A 19881-nucleotide genomic window follows, 5' to 3' on the forward strand; every position below is an offset into this window, starting at 1 on the left:
GTCATAATTGATGGATTTGTAGTGAGGAATAGGGTGTTTGTGCAATTTTAAAAATAATTTATTTTATCGCATGAATAGATTAGTTTTTTATTTTAATAAATAAACTTAATACAAATAAAGCACTGGCACAGATCACAACCGAGGGCCCTGCAGGTGTATCGTAATAGGCAGAAAGAGCAAGTCCAGCCGTCACCGCAAACATACCGATAATAATAGCAACTACTGCCATTTGCTCTGGTATTTTGGCAAATCGTCTACCAGTAGCGGCAGGAATAATTAATAATGATGTAATAATTAAAGCCCCAACAAATTTCATGGCAATACCTATGGTAAGGGCAGTAACCAGCATTAATAATACCTTAAGCTGCTGTATTTTTACGCCATCAACAAAAGCTAAATCCTGATTAACTGTTATTGACAGTAAATTACGCCATTGCCAGACAATAATTGAACAAACAATAGCAACACCTATTGCGATTGAAAAAACATCCTCGCTGGTTACCGATAATAGATCACCAAATAAATAAGCCATCAAATCCATACGAACATTGTCCATTAAACTGACGACGACTAATCCAAGTGATAGGGCACTATGCGCCATTATGCCTAATAGGGTATCGATGGCCAGATGTGGGCGCTTTTCTAGCCAGGCTAATAAAATTGCAAGAAGAAGGGTGATAGCAATAACGGCATAAAACAGATTAACATTGAGTAATAAACCAAAAGCGATACCAAGTAATGAAGCATGAGCGAGAGTATCACCAAAATATGACATACGCCGCCAGACAACGAAAGAGCCTAGTGGTCCTGCGGCAATGGCTAACAGCATACCAGCTAACCACCCAGGTAGTAATAGTTCAATCATGATGACAGTTCCCTGTAGGTTTATCATCAATCTCATTATTTAAATCGCATTGATGATTATGATGATGGTGGCGATAGATACCGATCTGTTCTATCCCACGATGGCCGAACATAGCAATAAATTCGGGATCTAAAGCCACATCCTCTGGCCGGCCAGAGCAGCATATTTGTTTATTAATACAGAGTACTTTATCAGTTTTTGCCATCACAAGGTGGAGATCATGTGAAATCATAAAAACAGCACAATTTGATTCGGTACGAATATTATCAATTAGATTATATAAAGCGACTTGACCATTGATATCTACGCCTTGTGTAGGTTCATCTAAAACAAGTAATTGTGGTTGATTCAGTAAAGCACGGGCAAGTAGAACACGTTGAGTTTCCCCGCCTGATAGTTTTTGCATTTGTTGCTCGATAAGATGATCAGCGCCGACACGTATTAAAGCAGGAATAATATTAGTAGTTTTTACTCCAGGTTTTAATGTCATAAAACGTTTAACGGTCAAAGGCATTGTCATATCCAGCGATAATTTCTGTGGCACATAACCGATGCGCAATTTGGCTTGGTAAATTATTTCTCCTTGACTAGGGGTAATTAGGCCGAGGAGTATTTTAGCTAGCGTAGATTTACCAGCACCATTTGGCCCCAATAGTGTTAATATTTCTCCAGCATATAGATCAAAGGAGATGTTTTCGACAATTTGGTGTGAACCAAAACTAACAGCAATATTTTTTAAGCTTAATAGCGTTTGCATGGTAAATAATTCTTGCAGGATGGTTAAAGTGTTATAATATAACATTATCAAAATTAGTCTATGGAAACTATTCTATGTTACACAAAACAAAAAAAATTGTTCAAAAAATTATGGAAAAAAAATACATTCTTGCTGGACTATTACTCAGTTTCTTATCTACTACTCAAGCTGATGTAGTTACGTCAATTCGTCCGTTAGGTTTTATTGCCGCAGCCATTACTAATGGTGTTACTGATGTACAAATATTATTACCTGATGGTGCTTCACCCCATGATTATGCTTTAAAACTTTCCGATCTGGAAAAAATCAAAACTGCTGATCTTTTCATTTGGGTTGGCTCAAATTTAGAAACTTTTTTAGAGAAACCATTAGCACAATTACCCACTGAAAAACGGATCACATTAGCTGAAGATCCAGCTATAAAAGCACGCTTACTGAAAAGCAGCGAAGATAGCACAGCGGTAAATAATAAAAATTCTCATGGTCATCATCATGAGCATCATTCACATGGTGAGTATAATATGCACATCTGGTTGTCACCAGACATTGCACGTATTGCTGCTAACATTATCCACCACCGATTAGTCGCTTTATATCCTAAATATAAAAAACAGTTGGACGTAAGCCTTCGTAAATTCGATGAGAAATTGACGCAAACTGATCAAAATATTGCTAAGATGTTACAGTCGGTTGGAGATAAGCGATATTTTGTTTTTCATGATGCTTATGGTTACTTTGAAAAACGCTATCATTTAGCCTCATTAGGTTATTTTACTATTAATCCTATCATTCAGCCTGGCGCCCAAAGACTATATCAAATAAGAACAATGTTGGCTCAGAAAAAAGCAGTTTGTGTTTTTGCTGAACCACAATTCAGGCCAGCGGTGATTAAAGCTGTTATAAAAGATACCGATGTATATATGGGGACATTAGATCCATTAGGGAGCGGCATCGGATTAAGTAAGGATAGCTATGTGGAATTTTTAACAGCGTTATCTAATCAATTTAAAAGCTGCTTGGATAAGAACTAGAAGGAATTTAATACGTGCAGCAGATGGCGAAGACTATCGTTCAGGTATATGGCAATTTGCCTAAACCGCATAAAATTATGCTAGGCACATTAACCATAGCAACATTGGCTGTCGCAATTTGGCGGCCTGTTGTTATTCAACCCGATGATAAAGATGAAAATATTTCTCAAGAATCATCGCCAATAAAACCAGGTATTATTCTTGGTAGTAAAGATAAAAGTGAAACTAATACCAGCCAAGTAGATAACTCGGATACTGATGATATTATCACCGATAGCAGCGAACAGTTACCTGATGAAGGGGTAACTGATGAAAAGGGAGCTGATACACCTGATGAACATGTTGTTTCAAACGGTGATAATCTGACTAGTATTTTAACTCAGTATGGTTTAGATGCTGGTGATGTGGCCGCTCTTTCTAATCAACACCGAGCGTTACGGAATTTGCAAATAGGGCAAACGTTAAGCTGGGAATTGAATAAAGATGGAGAATTACAGACACTGACATGGATTATTTCACAGCGTGAAACACGTGTTTATACTCGCCAAGGTGCCTCTAGTACTTTTAATGAAGAGAAACAAATTCGTCAAGGTGTTTGGGCTGATAAGGTTATCCAAGGTAAAATAAACGGTAATTTTACCTCTAGTGCAGTTAATTCAGGCTTAACATATAACGAAGCACGTGAAGTGTCTAAAGCACTACAATGGCAGATCGATTTGCGTAAGCTAAAGTCAGGCGATAAATTTTCGGTCTTGTTAAGTCGTGAAATGCTTGATGGGCACAGTGAACAGAGTCGTTTGTTGGGGGTTCATTTATTAACTAATGGTAAGAATTACTATGCCTTTCGAGCTGAAAATGGTCGCTATTATGATAGTGAAGCTAATGGCTTAGAGCGCGGTTTCTTACGTTATCCTACAGCCAAAACCTTTAGAGTCTCTTCTCCTTTTAGTTTGCGTCGTATAAATCCGGTAACAGGGCGTCCAGCTCCTCATCAGGGAGTTGATTTTTCTATGCCCGTCGGGACACCAATATTAGCGGTTGGTGATGGTGAAGTTATTGTGGCGAAATATAGTGGAGCGGCCGGTAATTTTATTGCTATTCGTCATGGGCGTCAGTATACCACTCGTTATATGCATCTACGTAAATTATTGGTTAAACCAGGTCAGAAAGTAAAAAGAGGTGAACGCATAGCATTATCAGGTAATACTGGACGTACTACCGGCCCTCATCTTCATTATGAGTTATGGTTTAATCAGCGCGCAGTTAACCCATTAACAGCTAATTTACCTCACTCAGGTGGATTAACAGGTAAAGATCGTCAACTCTTTCTGGCATCCGTTAAAGAGAATAAATCTAAGCTGGCAAGCGATTAATATGATTTTTGTTAGCTAATTAGCAACTGTCTTGAACGTTAAAATTATGGAGAAACGTGATGGTACGACTCATTCCATTCTTCGTTCTTTCTGAGCATCACGTTCAGGATAGTCAGCAGCTTGCGCATACAGGCGACCAGCGCCACTTTTTTGGCTTTTCCCGCTGCAAGCAGACGCATGTAAAAGGCTTTTATCACCGGATTAAAGCGAGTTGCTACAAGCGCGGCCATATAAAGTGCTGTTCGGACTCCGTCCCTTCCGCCAAATATGGTTCGCCGACCACGCATGGTACCCGAGTCCCGGTTTATGGGGGCAACGCCTACAAGCGCGCTAATAGCTCGCCTCGAGAGGCTGCCCAGTTCGGGAAGCTCCGCCAACAACGCAGCAACTGTCATGGTACCAACCCCTTTAATGCTGCTCAGCCTAGCGGCCAGATCCTTAAAGTGGTTCCTTATGTGGTTGTTCATATCCTCATCGATTCTGGCAAGTTCATCTTCCAGCGCCTTGATGATGATGTTGATGCTTTTTCTATTCTGTGGATGTGCGGTATACAGCCTATTACGTTCTGTCACCAACATTGTAATCAACTGGCGTCTGCGTACGACCATCGCAGCAAGAACCTGACGTTCTGCATTTGGCAGAGTCCGGATAAAGCGCTCTCGCTCCGGATGTCGATTAATAACCTCTGCCATTTGTGCAAGCACTTTGGCATCAATACGGTCAGTTTTTGCCAGATAGCCCATAGCGCGGGCAAAGTCTCGGGATTGTCTGGGATTGATCACAGTGACGTCAAAGCCTTCAGCCTGGAGCGAGCAGGCCACAGTAGCTTCAAGCCCGCCAGTTGCCTCCATCAGAACCAACACCACCGAATGCTTTCTCAATTCGGCGATAATGGCATCAAAACCGTCAGAGTCATTACTGACCGTAAACTGTGCAATATCACAGCTGGCTGCTATGTCCAGCGTTGCTTTAGAAACATCAATACCCACACAAAGTGGATTTGGCTGACTCATGATTACCCATCCTTGCAAATGCGTTATGGAGTACGGACAACTGTTCGGGTTTCAGATGAGTGGCTCAGTGTATGCGCCGGTCGCTAATTAACGGGCTTAAAACCCTAGGAGGAATCGGGCTGCATGCACCTTGCCAAATCTAATCGTAACTATTTTAAACCGTTTTCAAGATACAAGGAGGAATCGGGCTGCATGCACCTTGCCAAATCTAATCGTAACTATTTTAAACCGTTTTCAAGATACAAGGTTGTGAACTAGCATTTTATTTACTGCCATAATTATTTTCTGTAAATCATAAGGTTAATATTATAATGTATTTTAGATTTTTATACGTTGTATTTGAGTGTACTAATGAATAAAGAACAGGATACAGATAGTAAACTTGGTTATATTCCTACCTTTCATCGTATTTACCTACATCCCAGATATTGGGGGATGTGGGTTGGTGCATTGCTATTAGCTGGAACAGCTTATTTGCCTATTAAGTTACGCGATCTGTTACTGGCAAAAATGGGTAAGTTAATTGGTAAGTTAGCAAAAGGCTCGCGTAGGCGGGCAAAAATTAATTTGCTTTATTGTTTTCCAGAATTGACGGAGCAGCAAAGAGAGAAATATGTTGATGAAATGTTTACTGTAGCACCGCAATCTTTTGCAATATTAGCCGAATTAGTTTTACGCGGCGTAGATAAAACTTTAGCACGAACTCATTGGCATAATGAACAAATTATTGAACAATTAAAAGAGCAACAGCGTAATATTATTTTTATGGTACCTCATGGTTGGGCGGTTGATATTCCAGCCATGTTATTAGCGGCTCGAGGCCAAAAAATGGCAGCCATGTTTCATCATCAAAAGGATCCTGTGGCTGATTATTTATGGAACAAAGCGCGTCATCATTTTGGTGGTCGTTTACATTCTCGTGAAGCGGGCATTAAACCTTTTATTACTAGTGTCAGGCAAGGTTATTGGGGATTTTATTTACCAGATCAAGATCATGGTGAAGAACATAGTGAGTTTGTTGATTTTTTTGCAACCTATAAAGCAACCTTACCGGCAGTAGGGCGGTTGATGAAGGTTTGTAAAGCGGAGATTGTGCCATTATTTCCGGTTTATGACTATAAAACTCACCAATTACATATCTATATTCGTGAGCCAATGGCTGATATTGCTGGGCAAAGTAATCACTATATTGCCAGGCGCATGAACGAAGAGTTGGAATATTTAGTTAAACCTTATCTGGCACAATATACCTGGATATTAAAATTATTAAAAACGCGCAAAGCCGGCGAGATAGAGCCTTATTGCCGCGATGATCTTTATTGATAAAAAATACCGCTTGATAGCTAATCAAGCGGCGCAAGATAGCAATAAAATTATTTATAATATATTTTTACTTTTTTTATCCCATAATAAATGTAATAAAAAAATAATATTTTTGATGAAATAAGACCTATTAATAAAAACAATTAGATATTTTGTTAGTCAGTTAAATTATGGCTAAGCAACTAATTAATTAAGTTTATAAAATTTTTGTTTTATATTTTTATCAAAATAACCTTTTCCTTTATAAGTCTCAAGTGTGACGATCCCTTCGGATGCTTTAATGCCTGCATCCTGGTGGTTAATTAAATATTTAGTGGTAATATTTATTGAAGATGGGATCGTATATTCATTATCTTTAATAGCGCCTAAAGCAGAAATTATATGTTTATTAGAAATATAGTCTACTTTAATCGACATAACACCTATTTCCACCTTATTTGCTACAACGCCAATCGTGCCTTTATTATTTAAATATGAGTTTTTACTGGTAAAGATCCTTAATTGATTCGCGTAAATATAGCTATTTTCTGCAAGTACAAATGTTGTTTTATCTCCGGTCAATCCGGAAATTTTTCTATTATTATAATTATAACCATCGATTTCAGTTTTAACATTACCAACAACATAATACTGCTTAGCGACATTAACTTTGGCAGCATTATTAAAACGAACATTTCCTGCGTATACAGTGAGGTTGGATAAAAATTTGTTTTTTTCATTTATTGATGAATTTCCATTCCCCCATATTCCTAAACCAGTAAAAATTATTTTTCCTTTATCAGTCTGGTAGTTTATTGTGTTATTGGTATAATTCATTTTACCAGCAACCAAATCAACTCCGGTTGTATTGCTAAACTGACAGTCATCGCAGGTAATACCATTAGGATTGGCAATAATAACTTTTGCTGGAGATCCTTTTATATTTAGCAAACCATGTAAATTTGTTTTTTCGCTAGAATTAATTTGATTAATAATTAATTTTGCTGATAGTGCGCCTTGAGCAAGCATATTTTTATTTTGATTTGCATCGTTATTAAGTTGTACTATTACGCCTTTATTAGTATTAAATCGCCGATATTGATTATATGATATACCATTATTATCAGGTGCTTTAATGTCGATATTAACTTCACCTTGATCAGATATTGTAAACTTATTTAATTTGTTTTTTTCTATTGTAGAATCAATTATTATTCCGTTATATTTTATTCCTTGATTGATTGCTAATGTTGGTGTTGATAATAAACTAAGAGCCAATAAACAGTAGCTGAAATTATTTTTTTTATGCATATCAAAATCCCTTTAATAAATAAATGCTAAAGAATCTCTTTTTCTTTAGTGGGAAGAAAAGTAAAAAAAGTCAGATATTTTGTCAATTAAAATCTAAATTTTATTAGTTTAATTAATTTAATATTCAATTAATTTATATTATTTTTTTTCTAATTCATTTATTAGAAAGAATAATGACTGGGTCATAAAAAAAAGCGGTAAAAAATGATAGTAATATTTTAGGTAATTAAAAACCCCGTGTATATAACGGGGTTAAATGTATTTATGATGTGAAATTATTCGACTTTTAATATTCGGCAGGTATTGATGCTACCAATCTGACCCATTTGATCGCCCTGGGTGACTAAGACTAAATCAGCTGGCTCAATATAATTTTTTTCCAGCAGGCATTGAATGGCATTTTTAACAGCATTAATCGTATTAGTTTCTTTATTACAATAAATCGGGGTTACGCCACGGTATAGAGCACACTGATTTAATGTCTTTTCATGATATGAGATAGAAAATATTGGTAAACCTGAACTGATCCGAGACATCATACAAGCGGTACGGCCTGATTCTGTCATGGCAATAATCGCTTTTACTCCTTTTAAGTGATTGGCGGCATACATAGCTGACATCGAAATCGCTTCTTCAACGCTGTCAAATATATCATCGAGGTGATGTTTGGCAATATTTATGCCAGCCATCTTTTCTGCTCCAAGGCAAACCTGAGCCATGGCTTCAACGGTTTCAGCAGGATATTGGCCTGCTGCTGTCTCGGCTGATAACATAACGGCGTCAGTGCCATCCAGCACAGCATTAGCAACGTCCATTACTTCAGCTCGGGTAGGCATCGGATTAGTGATCATCGATTCCATCATTTGGGTGGCAGTGATGGCAATACGATTTAGTTGGCGTGCCCGGCGTATTAGTTTTTTTTGTACGCCGACCAGCTCAGGGTCGCCAATCTCAACACCTAGATCACCTCGAGCAACCATGACCACATCTGAGGCTAAAATAATTTCGTCAATAACTTTGTCATTGGCAACCGCTTCAGCTCGCTCTACCTTAGCGACAATTTGACAATCACAACCCGCTTCACGAGCCAGGCGTCGGGCATAATTTAGATCTTCTGCTGAGCGGGGGAAAGAAACTGCTAAAAAATCGACACCGATCTGAGCTGCGAGCAAGATATCGGCTTTGTCTTTATCTGTTAGTGCTTCTGCGGATAGACCACCACCAAGTTTATTGATCCCTTTATTGTTTGATAGTTGTCCACCAACAGTTACTTCAGTAAGAATTTGCTGATCTTTTACCGTAAGTACTTTTAATTGAACGCGTCCATCATCGAGTAACAGAATATCACCTGATGCCACATCATTGGGTAAACCTTGATAGTCAATGCCGACTTTTTCTTGATTACCTTCACCTTTGGCTAAATTGGCATCTAAGATAAATTTATCGCCAATATGAAGGAAAATTTTTCCTTCTTTAAATGTTGAAACGCGAATTTTAGGTCCTTGTAGATCACCAAGAATAGCGACATGTTGTGCTAATGATTTCGCAAGTTCACGTACTTTTGTTGCCCGTTGTAAGTGATCTTCTGCTGAGCCATGAGAAAAGTTTAGACGAACAACGTTTGCGCCGGCTTTAATCACTTTTTCCAGGTTATTATCACGATCAGTCGCGGGACCGAGAGTAGTAACAATTTTCGTTCTTCTAAGTCGTCTCGACATTTATGACTCCGTTACTTATTAAAATTGGTGTTGGTTGATAGGTTATTACATAGAAATGAAATTAATCCCTTTATTAAAGTGTGCTGTTGTATCTATCATTTAAATGCCTTAGCTAGAGAGAATATTTTTTGCAGTAAAACGAACGGATCTATAGTTTGCTGATATTGATCTGTTTGCTAAAGGTAAATAGCACTAGAGTTTATCAGGATATACATCATGTAATATATCTTTTACGCGCTTTAAGTTATCTCTAAAATTTTGCCCTCGACGTAAAATAAAGCCAGTTGCTAGCACATCTATTAATGTCAACTGTGCTAGTCGTGATACCATCGGCATGTAAATATTGGTATATTCAGGTACAGTAATCGCGATAGATAAGGAAGCGATTTGTGCCAGAGAGGAATTAGCGGTAGTAATAGTAATGATTATAGCATCATTGGCTTTAGCAACTTTAGCTTGTTCAACCAAGTTTTGCGTGCGCCCAGTAGGCAAAATGCAAATCACAACGTTACCATAGCGATAGTTAATACAATATATGTGTTGCATCATGACATCAATGAAATAGAGCACTGGGATATAAAAACGAAAAAATTTACTCATAGCTCCATGGGTAACTGCTGCTGAGGAAGCTAAACCAAAGAAAGCGATCTTGTTTGCTTGGGTTAATAGATCGATAGCACGATTAATGTTTGTGGTATTTAGGTTATCTTTTACAATACCTAATTGCGCGATGGCGGAATCAAAAACTTTTTGCGTATGGCAACTGACAGTATCATCTTGATCAACCAAACGATTAACATAGGATGCTCCATTGACGAGGCTTTGTGCTAATCGTAATTGAAAATCAGGAATACCCTTGGTATCTATTCTACGGCAAAAACGATTTACAGGGGGTTCGCTCACATTAGCCAATTTAGCTAGGCTTGCAATACAAAGGTGAATCGCTTTTTGCAGGCTTTCAAGGATTGAATTGGCAACTTTCTTTTCTGATTTACTGAAATACTCAAAGTTATTATTTATTTGTTCTAATGTGTTCATACTGAAAAGCTACCCGTTTTACTAATATTGCCAAAGGGGGAATCTTGTTACTTAAGTCAAAATATACTACGCGTTGTTTGGTCAGTAATGAAAAAAAGGAAGTTATTAACTGAATTTTTATTAAAAATATGACGGGCGTCTAATTTACTTTGCATTTTAGTTTAATAAATATGAAGAATTAAAAATTATATATAACTAATCAAATTTGTTGCGAATTATTTTTTGAGCAAAATAAAATATCATGGCTTTGTTTACCTGGTCGAGTCAAAAAGGTACATTTATTTTCTCGATTGAAGCTATCATAGCACTACAGAATTGGTATTTAAGGAGAATCCCATATCATGGCAATTAATAAAGCTGTTCAGGCATGTAATTTAATTATTTTCGGCGCAAAAGGAGATTTGGCTCGCCGCAAATTATTGCCTTCCCTTTATCAATTGGAAAAAACGGGCTATATCCATCCTGATACGCGTATTATAGGGATTGGTCGGGCTGAATGGGATGCTGCCGCCTATATAAAAGAAACTAAAGATGCGTTAGAGACTTTCCTAAATGAGGAAATCGAGCCCAGTTTATGGCAAAAATTAAGTAAGCGCCTTGATTTTTTCAATTTAGATGTTCAGGATCTGAACAAATTTAATTCACTAGCAAAATATCTTGAGGGTGATAGTAAACCCGCTATATATTATTTTGCTATGCCACCAACGACTTTTGGTGCGGTTTGCCATGGCTTAGGCCATGCTGGCCTCAATAAGAAGCCCAACCGGGTTGTTATGGAAAAACCATTAGGCAGTGATCTTGCCTCTTCTCAAGATATAAATAATGAGGTTGCTAAGTATTTTAAAGAGAGCCAGATTTATCGTATTGATCACTATTTAGGTAAAGAAACAGTACTCAATTTATTAGCTTTACGTTTCGCCAACTCTTTATTTATTAATAATTGGGATTATCGAACGATTGATCATGTACAGATCACAGTTGCTGAAGAGGTTGGTATCGAAGGACGCTGGGGTTACTTTGATCAAGCTGGGCAGATGCGTGATATGATCCAAAATCATTTATTACAGATCTTGACTATGATTGCCATGTCACCGCCTGCGGATTTAACGGCAGATCGCATACGAGATGAGAAAGTTAAAGTATTGCGCTCATTACGTCGGATTGATTATCGTAATGTACGTGAAAAAACCGTCCGAGGTCAATATACATCAGGTTCTATTCAAGGCAAAAAAGTGGCTGGCTATCTTGCGGAAGAAGGGGCTAATAAATCCAGTAAAACGGAAACTTTTGTGGCAATTCGAGTTGACATTGATGATTGGCGTTGGGCTGGCGTGCCATTTTATTTAAGAACTGGCAAACGATTAGCGGCAAAATGCTCTGAAGTGGTGGTTTATTTTAAAAAACCGGCGTTAAATATTTTTTCTGATTCTTATCAGGATCTACCACAAAATAAATTAACTATTCGATTACAACCTGATGAAGGAATTGATATTGAAATTTTAAACAAAGCGCCGGGCCTTGAGCATAAACATCATTTACAGACGACAAAATTAGATCTGAGTTTTTCTGAAACATTTAATCAAATCCATTTGGCTGATGCATATGAACGTTTATTACTAGAAGCTATGCGTGGCATTCAAGCTTTGTTTGTCCGTCGGGATGAAGTAGAAGAAGCTTGGAAATGGGTGGATTCTATTATGGACGCTTGGGAAAAGGATGATCAGCCACCTAAACTTTATCAGGTGGGTACATGGGGACCTGAGGCATCTGATGCGATGATCGCCAAAGATGGTCGTTCATGGAATGAGTTCGAATAGTTTTTGTCTACGTAATAGGGTAATGTGTTTAGGTTTATTACCCTTATTTTGGTAGCTTTTTGCATTTTAGCTGGAATTTATTATAATTATTTGAGTAAATACAATGGTTATGATATAAATAGCTTTGTATTTATTCTATCAATAGTGAGGATTCATAGTATATCATACGGATTGGCCGTGTGATGCATGAATAAAATATCATGTCTAGCGCCAAAAGCGTCAAAAATCAATGTAGTAGCTATCATTTTTTCTTATCAAAAATATCTATTATTTCTAGTGAACATCACTGGTGTGGTGCATTGTAGCGTCTCCTGTTGCTAATCGGTTTTACCGTAAATGTGCTTTTAATTTAAATCATCACTTAGTTATTACCAATTTAGGTATTTATCTATTGCTTTGGTAATTGCCAATAACAGGAGAATATAATGATTTATTGGATATTTTTAGCATCAGCGATTGTCACAGAGGTCATTGGTACTTTATCAATGAAGTATTCTAGCGTCAGCGGTGATATGACTGGCTTATTGGTAATGTATTTTATGATTGCTTCATCTTATATATTATTGGCAATGGCAGTAAAAAAAGTTGCTCTTGGAGTAGCTTATGCTCTCTGGGAAGGTATTGGGGTAATTTTTATAACAGCATTTAGTGTTTTGTTATTTAATGAATCATTACCACCAATGAAACTTATTGGATTAGCGTTACTTATTGTGGGTATAGCGCTAATAAAATCGGGTACTAAAAAAAATAGCACACTACATTCGATAAAACAGGGAAAAAAAATTACGCCAAAAAGGCCATTAAATAAAATGACTAAAGTTGTTAAGGAGGCATAATATGTTAGCGGAATATCAAAGGTGGCATGGTGCCTTTCTATTTCTGGCCGTTATTTTAGAAATAGTGGCTAATATTTTTTTAAAGTTATCAAATGGATTTAAGCGACTGTGGATAGGTGTATTATCTTTAATTGCCGTTTTAGGTGCTTTTAGTGCATTAGCTGTAGCGGTGAAAGGTATTGAGCTTTCGATTGCTTATGCACTTTGGGGGGCTTTTGGTGTTGTAGCCACGGTTGCCACCGGTTGGATTTTGTTTAATCAACGGCTAAATTATAAAGGTTGGGGCGGTATTATTTTATTGATTACCGGCATGGTCGTTATCAAGCTGGCATAATTGTATTTTAGCTGCTAGGACATTGTAGATCATTCTTCACCGTTGAGAACTGGCCCAGTAGAAAGAAATATTTTTGTTTATCTGTCGTTTGAAGATTCAAAATCGAGTGCCCCGGATAGGATCATGGATTTTCAAACAGGAGAAGATAAAATTGATCTATCTTGTCTAAATAAAATCTTATACGATAACTATAGCGGGCAGCATATTCTTAATTTTGTTAATGATTTTGACAGAAAGCCAGGAGAAATGAAGATCATTTATGATCCAGTAAGTCACTGGAGTAGACTCTTAATTAATACAAATAATGATGATATATCTGATTTTGCTATTGATATTTATGGTTATGTTAATAAATTCACTGACTTTATCTTAAATCAATAAAAAGCCTATTTCTGAATAGATCAAAAGTAGGTTATTGACAACTCACTCACTCTGTTTTTTATCAACATAGCTAAGATAGGATTATTTCTATATTGAGCAAGTTGTTCATTTATCTTTACCAAGCTATTAGAGCCGGTTTGCAGGCTCTAATAAATGCCTTTAAGATTATTAATCCGCCAGTGCGGCAACAATTTTGATCTCTATTTTATATTTAGGATTCATTAAAATTGCTTGTACTGTACAGCGAACGGGGGCTTTACCAGCGACAACCCAGTTATCCCAGACTTGGTTCATGCCCGCCAGATCCGCAGCATGCAAAGCGCTGGTTGTTTGTTGATGAATATCACCTTCAAGATTTTCAGGAACGCTGGTGTAATAGAGGGTATTGTTAAATATGGTAGCTTCGGACCAGCGATTTTCTGGATCAAGATATTGAATAGACATTGTTATTCCTAATTTTTTAAATATAAAGTCATGGCTATATTGTCTACTAAAATCTATTTTTTGTCATGGTAATAGGTTATTTAATATAATAATGAATAATGCTAAGTGAGCTTTTATTACCTAGGCTAGTGTAACCATCAGCAACATATTTTCGCTAATTAAAATAGTTAGACGATTTTTCTATTAATGGCCCATTGGTTAATGCCATCCCTGGATTTCGGCCACGTGATGCGCAAATTGAAATGGCTCGCGCCATAACGACGGCAATTCAATCTCAACAAACGCTTGTGGTTGAAGCAGGGACAGGAACGGGTAAAACTTATGCTTATTTAGTGCCGGCCTTACGTTCTAACAAAAAAGTCGTGATCTCAACCGGCTCAAAAACTTTGCAGGATCAACTCTATTATCGTGATTTACCGATTATTAAAGCGGCTTTAGCCTATTCAGGTCATGTCGCTTTATTAAAAGGGCGGGCTAATTATTTGTGTTTGGAGCGGCTTGAGCAGCAATCCTTAGCTGGAGAGCAACTAGCTGCTGAAATGATTGCTGATATTGTTCGCTTACGTAGTTGGGCAATAGAAACTGAAGATGGTGATATCAGTAATTGTCATCAGGTAGCTGAAGATAGCGCTGTTTGGCCATTAGTAACCAGTACTAATGATAATTGTATCGGCAGTCATTGCCCCCATTATCAGCGTTGTTTTGTACTTAAAGCGCGCAAAAAAGCGCTAGAAGCCGATGTAGTGGTTATCAATCACCATCTATTTATGGCTGATAAGGTGGTAAAAGATACTGGATTTGGCGAGTTACTTCCGCCAGCGGAGGTAGTTATTTTTGATGAGGCGCATCAGATCCCCGATATTGCCAGTCAATACTTTGGCCAACCGCTTAGTAGCCGTCAATTATTTGAACTTGCACGTGATATTACCCTCGTTTATCGGACAGAAATTCGTGATCAGATACAATTACAAAAGTGTGCCGATAGCATTAGCCAGGCTACTTTAGATTTTCGATTAGCATTAGGTGAAAATGGATTTAGAGGGGATTTGCAGCAATTACTTAATCAACAGTCGGTTAGCAGTGTGTTGCAGCGTCTTGAGGATGCATTGGAATTTAGCTATGAGGTGATGAAACTGTCGCTGGGGCGTTCTATCGCGTTAGATGCTATTTTTGATCGAACAACGACTTATCGTAATCGTTTAAATCGGTTAAAAGAGACAACAATACCTGGGTTTAGTTATTGGTTTGAAAGTTTTGGCCGCCATTTTTTATTAGCATTAACATCATTAACGGTGGCGGATAAATTTCATGACATGATAACCACTGAAAAAGGCAGTTGGATCTTTACTTCAGCTACCTTAGCAATCAGTGATAAATTAAGTTATTTTAGCCAGCGTCTAGGATTGGAGAAAGCCAATAATTTAATCTTACCAAGTCCATTTGACTATCAGCGCCAAACATTACTTTGTGTACCCCGTTATTTGCCAGATATTAATCAAGCTGACTTTGCTCAGCAATTAGTTGTCATGCTAAAGCCAGTTATCGATCATAATCAGGGGCGTTGTTTCTTTTTATGTACCTCACTTCATATGATGCGTGAATTAACAGCAATGTTTCGCGATTGTTTGAATTTACCTGTTTTGATGCAGGGAGAAACCAGTAAAGTGCGATTGTTGTCACAATTTACAGCAGCAGGTAATGCATTATTAATAGCCACCAGCAGTTTTTGGGAAGGTGTTAATGTTAAAGGCGATGTTCTTTCTTGTGTCATTATCGATAGATTACCCTTTACGTCGCCTGATGAACCATTATTGCGAGCGCGTATGCAAGATTGTCAGCTCCAAGGCGGCAATGCATTTTATGATGTCCAATTACCTGATGCGATACTTAATTTAAAGCAAGGGGTTGGCCGGCTTGTGCGTGATGTTAATGATTCAGGGGTTATTATTATTTGTGATAAACGATTAGTATCGCGACCTTATGGTGAAATTTTTTTAAATAGTTTACCGCCTTCACCTAGAACACGCAGTTTGCAAGCGGCGATTGACTTTTTAGCAAAAACGTCCTTAAGTAATTAATTAAATAAATAGTGGAGGTAACATATAAGTTTTTTCTTATTGATACCTTCCTATTCAACAAAATATGTTAGTATTAGCAATTATTTAGTCATAAAAATAGCCAGGATCTAAAATATGGCAACCCATATATTAGCGATTGATACCGCTACTGAAGCGTGTTCTGTCGCCCTATGGCGCGATGGAGAAATTTTTACTCAATTTGCCGTTTCACCGCGGGAGCACACCCAAAAAATATTACCGATGGTAGAGCAGTGTCTTATTGATGCGCATCTGGATTTACAACATATCGATGTTTTAGCTTTTGGACGTGGGCCAGGCAGTTTTACTGGCGTTCGTATTGCTGTCAGTATTGCTCAGGGATTGGCATTTGGGGCTAATTTACCGATGATAGGTATCTCTTCGCTGTTAACTATGGCGCAAGGCGCTTATCGTCAATTAGGTGCAAAAAAAGTACTGGTAGCGATAGATGCCAGAATGGGCGAAATTTATTCTGCTTGTTATGAACTTAAACCAAATGGGTTTTGGCAAGGTGCAGAAAGTGAGGCAGTACTCAAGCCAGAGCAGTTTTTAGCCAAAATAAATGGCTTAAGTGGACAATGGGCTATTGCCGGGACAGGTTGGTCAGCCTATCCTATATTAAGAACGACAAATTTAAATTTATTGGAAAGTGGTATTTCTTTACCTGATGCGCAAGATATGTTGCTGTTAGCTCTACCAGAGTGGCAACAAGGTAAAACAGTTGACGCTGAAGAAGCCCAGCCGGTTTATTTACGTAATGAGGTTAGTTGGAAAAAATTACCCGGCCGTTGATACTTGTTTAAAATTATTATGCCGTTTTAAGGGGTGGTTTATGAAAATAAAGTTAAACTACCAGGCTGCCATAAAGGTTGCTCTGTTGGCTGGTGTTGTTTTATTAGCTGGCTGTGTTTCAATTCCCGCGTCAATTAAGGGAACGACACAAACACCGGTTGAAAGTTTATCAGCAGTGCGTGAGGCCCCTGAGCTTTATATTGGTCAAGAAGGGCGCTTTGGCGGTAAGGTGATCTCTGTTTTAAACAACAATAACCAAACTCGGCTTGAAATAGCAGCGATGCCATTAAGCAAATATGACGCTGCGCCAAGGTTAAATACACCATCGGTAGGACGTATCTATGCTTATATTGGCCGTTTTTTGGAGCCATCAGATTTTAGCGGTCGCTATATTACTGTCGTTGGGACAATTACTGGCATTGAAGAAGGCAAAATTGATTTAGTTTCCTACCAGTATGTCAAGATTGCTGTATCAGGTTATCAACGTTGGAATCAAATGCAATCAGTTGTATTACCACCTTCAGGTTGGGGATATGGATCGCCATGGTATCCAAACTATCCTAATTCGCCTTATTATTGGAATTGGGGCCCTTGGGGTTATCCTGTTGGTGAGGCTGAAATACGAACTTATTTAACCGAATAATTATTAGTTTTATCAATCAATCAGGGTAAATATTTTGCCATATTTACCCTGATTGGTTTTTAGGCTGAGCAAATTTTGCGCTGCTAAAAGATGCGGTTATGCGCTAATATGATAAAAAGCATTGTTTTTTCGAAAAAAAGTCGAATGATATATAATTATTACGCTAATTTTTATAGCTAACTGAAAATTAATCAAAATCTAGAAGCTGATAAATTAGCTTAGTTTAAACTTATTCGAGATTTGAAATTAAATAGTGATACATATCTCAGCATTAGCACAGAACGGTTCTCAAACTAGTATGCTGAGTTAGTATTTTGTTAACAAATTAATTTTTGTCGGTTACTTCACTTAGTTTCAAATCAGGAGTGTTACAGTGGAAAAAATCTGGCTAAAAAATTATCCATCTGATGTACCGGCTGAAATAGGACCGGTATCTGAAACATCATTAGCAGACTTACTAGAAAATGCGGTTACTGCATATGCTGATCGTCCAGCTTTCATTAATATGGGTGAAATAATGACCTATCGTAAGCTGGAAGAGCGTAGTCGAGCGTTTGCGGCCTATTTATACAAAATGGCTTAGGTCTGCAAAAAGGCGCTCGTATTGCGCTGATGCTACCTAATTTATTACAGTATCCGGTTGCACTTTTTGGTATTTTACGTGCAGGTATGGTTGTCGTTAATGTTAATCCGCTTTATACCCCAAGAGAATTAGAACATCAACTTAGTGATAGTGAGGCTATTGCGATTGTTATCGTATCAAATTTTGCCCATACATTAGAAAAAGTCGTTTTTAATACTCAAGTTAAACATGTCATTCTGACCCGTTTAGGCGATCAACTGTCTCGGCCAAAGGGGACGATTGTTGATTTTGTTGTTAAATATATAAAACGTCTGGTACCTAAATATTATTTGCCACAAGCGATCTCTTTTCGCCGTGTTATGCAATTAGGCTATCGTATGCAATATGTGAAACCTGATATTTCTGGCGAAGATTTGGCTTTTCTCCAGTATACCGGCGGAACCACCGGCTCAGCGAAAGGCGCAATGCTTAGCCATTATAATATGTTGGCAAATGTTGAGCAGGGCAGAGCTACTTATTTGCCTGCTATGCAGTTAGGTAAAGAAATTATTGTGACGGCGTTGCCGCTGTATCATATTTTTGCCTTGACAGTAAATTGTTTGTTATTTGTTAAAATTGGCGGTACTAATTTGCTGATCACTAATCCGCGGGATGTTGTCGCAACGGTTAAAGAACTTGCGCGTTATTCTTTTACTGGCATTACAGGTGTTAATACATTATTTAATGCCTGGTTGCATAATGAAGAATTTCGAAAACTTGATTTTTCCCATTTGAATGTTTCTATTGGCGGAGGTATGCCGGTACAAAAAACAGTAGCGGAAGAGTGGCAACAACTGACGGGTAAGTGTTTACTGGAGGGCTATGGTTTAACTGAGTGTTCGCCATTAGTGACGGTTAACCCATACAATTTAAGTAAATATAATGGTAGCATTGGTTTGCCTATGCCTTCAACTGAAGTCAAGTTTATTGATAATAGTGGTAATGAAGTTCCAATTGGCCAGCCAGGTGAGATGTTGGTACGTGGTCCTCAAGTCATGAAGGGTTATTGGCGCTCTCCTGCTATGACCGACGAAGTGATGAAAGATGGTTGGTTAGCGACCGGTGATATTGCCAAGATCGATGAAAAAGGCTTTATTAAAATTGTTGATCGCAAAAAAGATATGATTTTAGTTTCTGGTTTTAATGTATACCCGAGTGAAATTGAAGAAGTTATCTCTAATCATCCCAAAGTCATTGAAAATGCAGCAATTGGTGTGGTAGATGAAAATACTGGTGAAGCGGTCAAAGTCTTTGTGGTATCTACTGATCCTGCTTTGACTGCTGAAGAATTAAAAATCTATTGCCGTCAATATTTGACTGCCTATAAAGTGCCTAAGTTTTTTGAGTTTCGCTCTGAGTTACCTAAATCGAATGTAGGTAAAATTTTACGACGACAATTAAGAGAAGAAGAGCAGAAAAAATATCAGACAGCGACAGAAAATCATCAAGTAACACAAACATTAGATAGTTAATTTTGATAAACAGCATCGCTAAAATGGCGGCCAAGA

At 37.8% G+C, this 19881-nt stretch carries 18 protein-coding genes and 1 pseudogene; 12 read left to right on the forward strand and 7 right to left on the reverse strand.

Going from position 1 to position 19881, the window contains the following annotated elements; genetic code table 11:
* Positions 1 to 79 precede the first annotated feature (79 nt).
* Both znuB and znuC read right to left on the reverse strand, forming a co-directional pair.
* Entirely contained in the window at positions 80 to 865 is a 786-nt protein-coding gene (gene znuB / locus AACL31_RS04175; protein WP_310512112.1) for a zinc ABC transporter permease subunit ZnuB, read from the reverse strand.
* A complete protein-coding gene (znuC, locus tag AACL31_RS04180; protein WP_310512111.1) occupies positions 858 to 1622 on the reverse strand; it encodes a zinc ABC transporter ATP-binding protein ZnuC in 765 nt (254 codons plus the stop codon). Before znuC ends, znuB begins: the two co-directional genes overlap by 8 nt.
* A 74-nt stretch (positions 1623 to 1696) precedes the next feature.
* On the opposite strand from znuC, the gene znuA reads away from it, so the two are divergent.
* Together znuA and mepM are read left to right on the forward strand one after the other, a co-directional pair.
* The gene (gene znuA, locus AACL31_RS04185) at positions 1697 to 2653 is read left to right on the forward strand and encodes a zinc ABC transporter substrate-binding protein ZnuA (protein WP_310512110.1); all 957 of its coding nucleotides are present in this window, start codon (positions 1697 to 1699) and stop codon (positions 2651 to 2653) included.
* A gap of 14 nt (positions 2654 to 2667) precedes the next feature.
* A complete protein-coding gene (gene mepM, locus AACL31_RS04190) occupies positions 2668 to 4026 on the forward strand; it encodes a murein DD-endopeptidase MepM (RefSeq protein ID WP_409013925.1) in 1359 nt (452 codons plus the stop codon).
* 44 nt (positions 4027 to 4070) lie between these two features.
* Here the strand turns inward: mepM and AACL31_RS04195 are convergent, their stop codons facing one another.
* Positions 4071 to 5039, reverse strand: a complete 969-nt coding sequence (locus tag AACL31_RS04195) for an IS110 family transposase (RefSeq protein WP_339053762.1) — start codon at positions 5037 to 5039, stop codon at positions 4071 to 4073.
* Between the two features lie 123 nt (positions 5040 to 5162).
* Here AACL31_RS04195 and AACL31_RS04200 point away from each other — a divergent pair, with 123 nt between their 5' ends.
* Positions 5163 to 5297, forward strand: coding sequence for a hypothetical protein (locus AACL31_RS04200; RefSeq protein ID WP_339053763.1), 135 nt, complete (start codon positions 5163 to 5165; stop codon positions 5295 to 5297).
* Between the two features lie 93 nt (positions 5298 to 5390).
* A complete protein-coding gene (gene lpxM, locus AACL31_RS04205) occupies positions 5391 to 6362 on the forward strand; it encodes a lauroyl-Kdo(2)-lipid IV(A) myristoyltransferase (RefSeq protein WP_310512549.1) in 972 nt (323 codons plus the stop codon).
* 186 nt (positions 6363 to 6548) lie between these two features.
* Here the strand turns inward: lpxM and AACL31_RS04210 are convergent, their stop codons facing one another.
* The 3 genes from AACL31_RS04210 to hexR form a co-directional block, all read right to left on the reverse strand.
* Positions 6549 to 7652 carry a filamentous hemagglutinin N-terminal domain-containing protein gene (locus AACL31_RS04210; protein WP_310512548.1) on the reverse strand — a complete coding sequence of 368 codons (1104 nt, stop codon included), beginning with the start codon at positions 7650 to 7652 and terminating at the stop codon, positions 6549 to 6551.
* A gap of 275 nt (positions 7653 to 7927) precedes the next feature.
* Positions 7928 to 9370 carry a pyruvate kinase gene (gene pyk, locus AACL31_RS04215; RefSeq protein ID WP_310512547.1) on the reverse strand — a complete coding sequence of 481 codons (1443 nt, stop codon included), beginning with the start codon at positions 9368 to 9370 and terminating at the stop codon, positions 7928 to 7930.
* A gap of 192 nt (positions 9371 to 9562) precedes the next feature.
* A complete protein-coding gene (gene hexR / locus AACL31_RS04220) occupies positions 9563 to 10408 on the reverse strand; it encodes a transcriptional regulator HexR (RefSeq protein ID WP_310512546.1) in 846 nt (281 codons plus the stop codon).
* Positions 10409 to 10749: 341 nt separating this feature from the next.
* Here hexR and zwf point away from each other — a divergent pair, with 341 nt between their 5' ends.
* From zwf to AACL31_RS04240, 4 genes are all read left to right on the forward strand, one after another.
* A complete protein-coding gene (gene zwf, locus AACL31_RS04225) occupies positions 10750 to 12225 on the forward strand; it encodes a glucose-6-phosphate dehydrogenase (RefSeq protein WP_310512545.1) in 1476 nt (491 codons plus the stop codon).
* Between the two features lie 425 nt (positions 12226 to 12650).
* Entirely contained in the window at positions 12651 to 13061 is a 411-nt protein-coding gene (gene mdtJ, locus AACL31_RS04230) for a multidrug/spermidine efflux SMR transporter subunit MdtJ (protein WP_310512544.1), read from the forward strand.
* 1 nt (position 13062) lies between these two features.
* Positions 13063 to 13395 carry a multidrug/spermidine efflux SMR transporter subunit MdtI gene (mdtI, locus tag AACL31_RS04235; RefSeq protein WP_310512543.1) on the forward strand — a complete coding sequence of 111 codons (333 nt, stop codon included), beginning with the start codon at positions 13063 to 13065 and terminating at the stop codon, positions 13393 to 13395.
* Positions 13396 to 13518: 123 nt separating this feature from the next.
* Complete coding sequence (locus AACL31_RS04240) at positions 13519 to 13776, forward strand: M10 family metallopeptidase C-terminal domain-containing protein (RefSeq protein ID WP_339053764.1); 258 nt, start codon at positions 13519 to 13521, stop codon at positions 13774 to 13776.
* Positions 13777 to 13944: 168 nt separating this feature from the next.
* Here AACL31_RS04240 and AACL31_RS04245 read toward each other — a convergent pair whose 3' ends face one another.
* Positions 13945 to 14220, reverse strand: a complete 276-nt coding sequence (locus AACL31_RS04245; RefSeq protein ID WP_310512541.1) for a Rid family hydrolase — start codon at positions 14218 to 14220, stop codon at positions 13945 to 13947.
* Positions 14221 to 14462: 242 nt separating this feature from the next.
* On the opposite strand from AACL31_RS04245, the gene AACL31_RS04250 reads away from it, so the two are divergent.
* From AACL31_RS04250 to fadD, 4 genes and pseudogenes are all read left to right on the forward strand, one after another.
* Positions 14463 to 16298, forward strand: coding sequence for an ATP-dependent DNA helicase (locus tag AACL31_RS04250; protein WP_339053765.1), 1836 nt, complete (start codon positions 14463 to 14465; stop codon positions 16296 to 16298).
* A 114-nt stretch (positions 16299 to 16412) separates the two neighbouring features.
* Complete coding sequence (tsaB, locus tag AACL31_RS04255; protein ID WP_310512539.1) at positions 16413 to 17108, forward strand: tRNA (adenosine(37)-N6)-threonylcarbamoyltransferase complex dimerization subunit type 1 TsaB; 696 nt, start codon at positions 16413 to 16415, stop codon at positions 17106 to 17108.
* Between the two features lie 40 nt (positions 17109 to 17148).
* The gene (locus AACL31_RS04260) at positions 17149 to 17751 is read left to right on the forward strand and encodes a Slp family lipoprotein (RefSeq protein WP_310512538.1); all 603 of its coding nucleotides are present in this window, start codon (positions 17149 to 17151) and stop codon (positions 17749 to 17751) included.
* Between the two features lie 373 nt (positions 17752 to 18124).
* A pseudogene (gene fadD, locus AACL31_RS04265) lies at positions 18125 to 19845 on the forward strand (long-chain-fatty-acid--CoA ligase FadD).
* Positions 19846 to 19881 lie beyond the last annotated feature (36 nt).

It is taken from the genome of Arsenophonus endosymbiont of Crataerina pallida (assembly GCF_964020125.1).
Lineage (GTDB): Bacteria > Pseudomonadota > Gammaproteobacteria > Enterobacterales > Enterobacteriaceae > Arsenophonus > Arsenophonus nilaparvatae.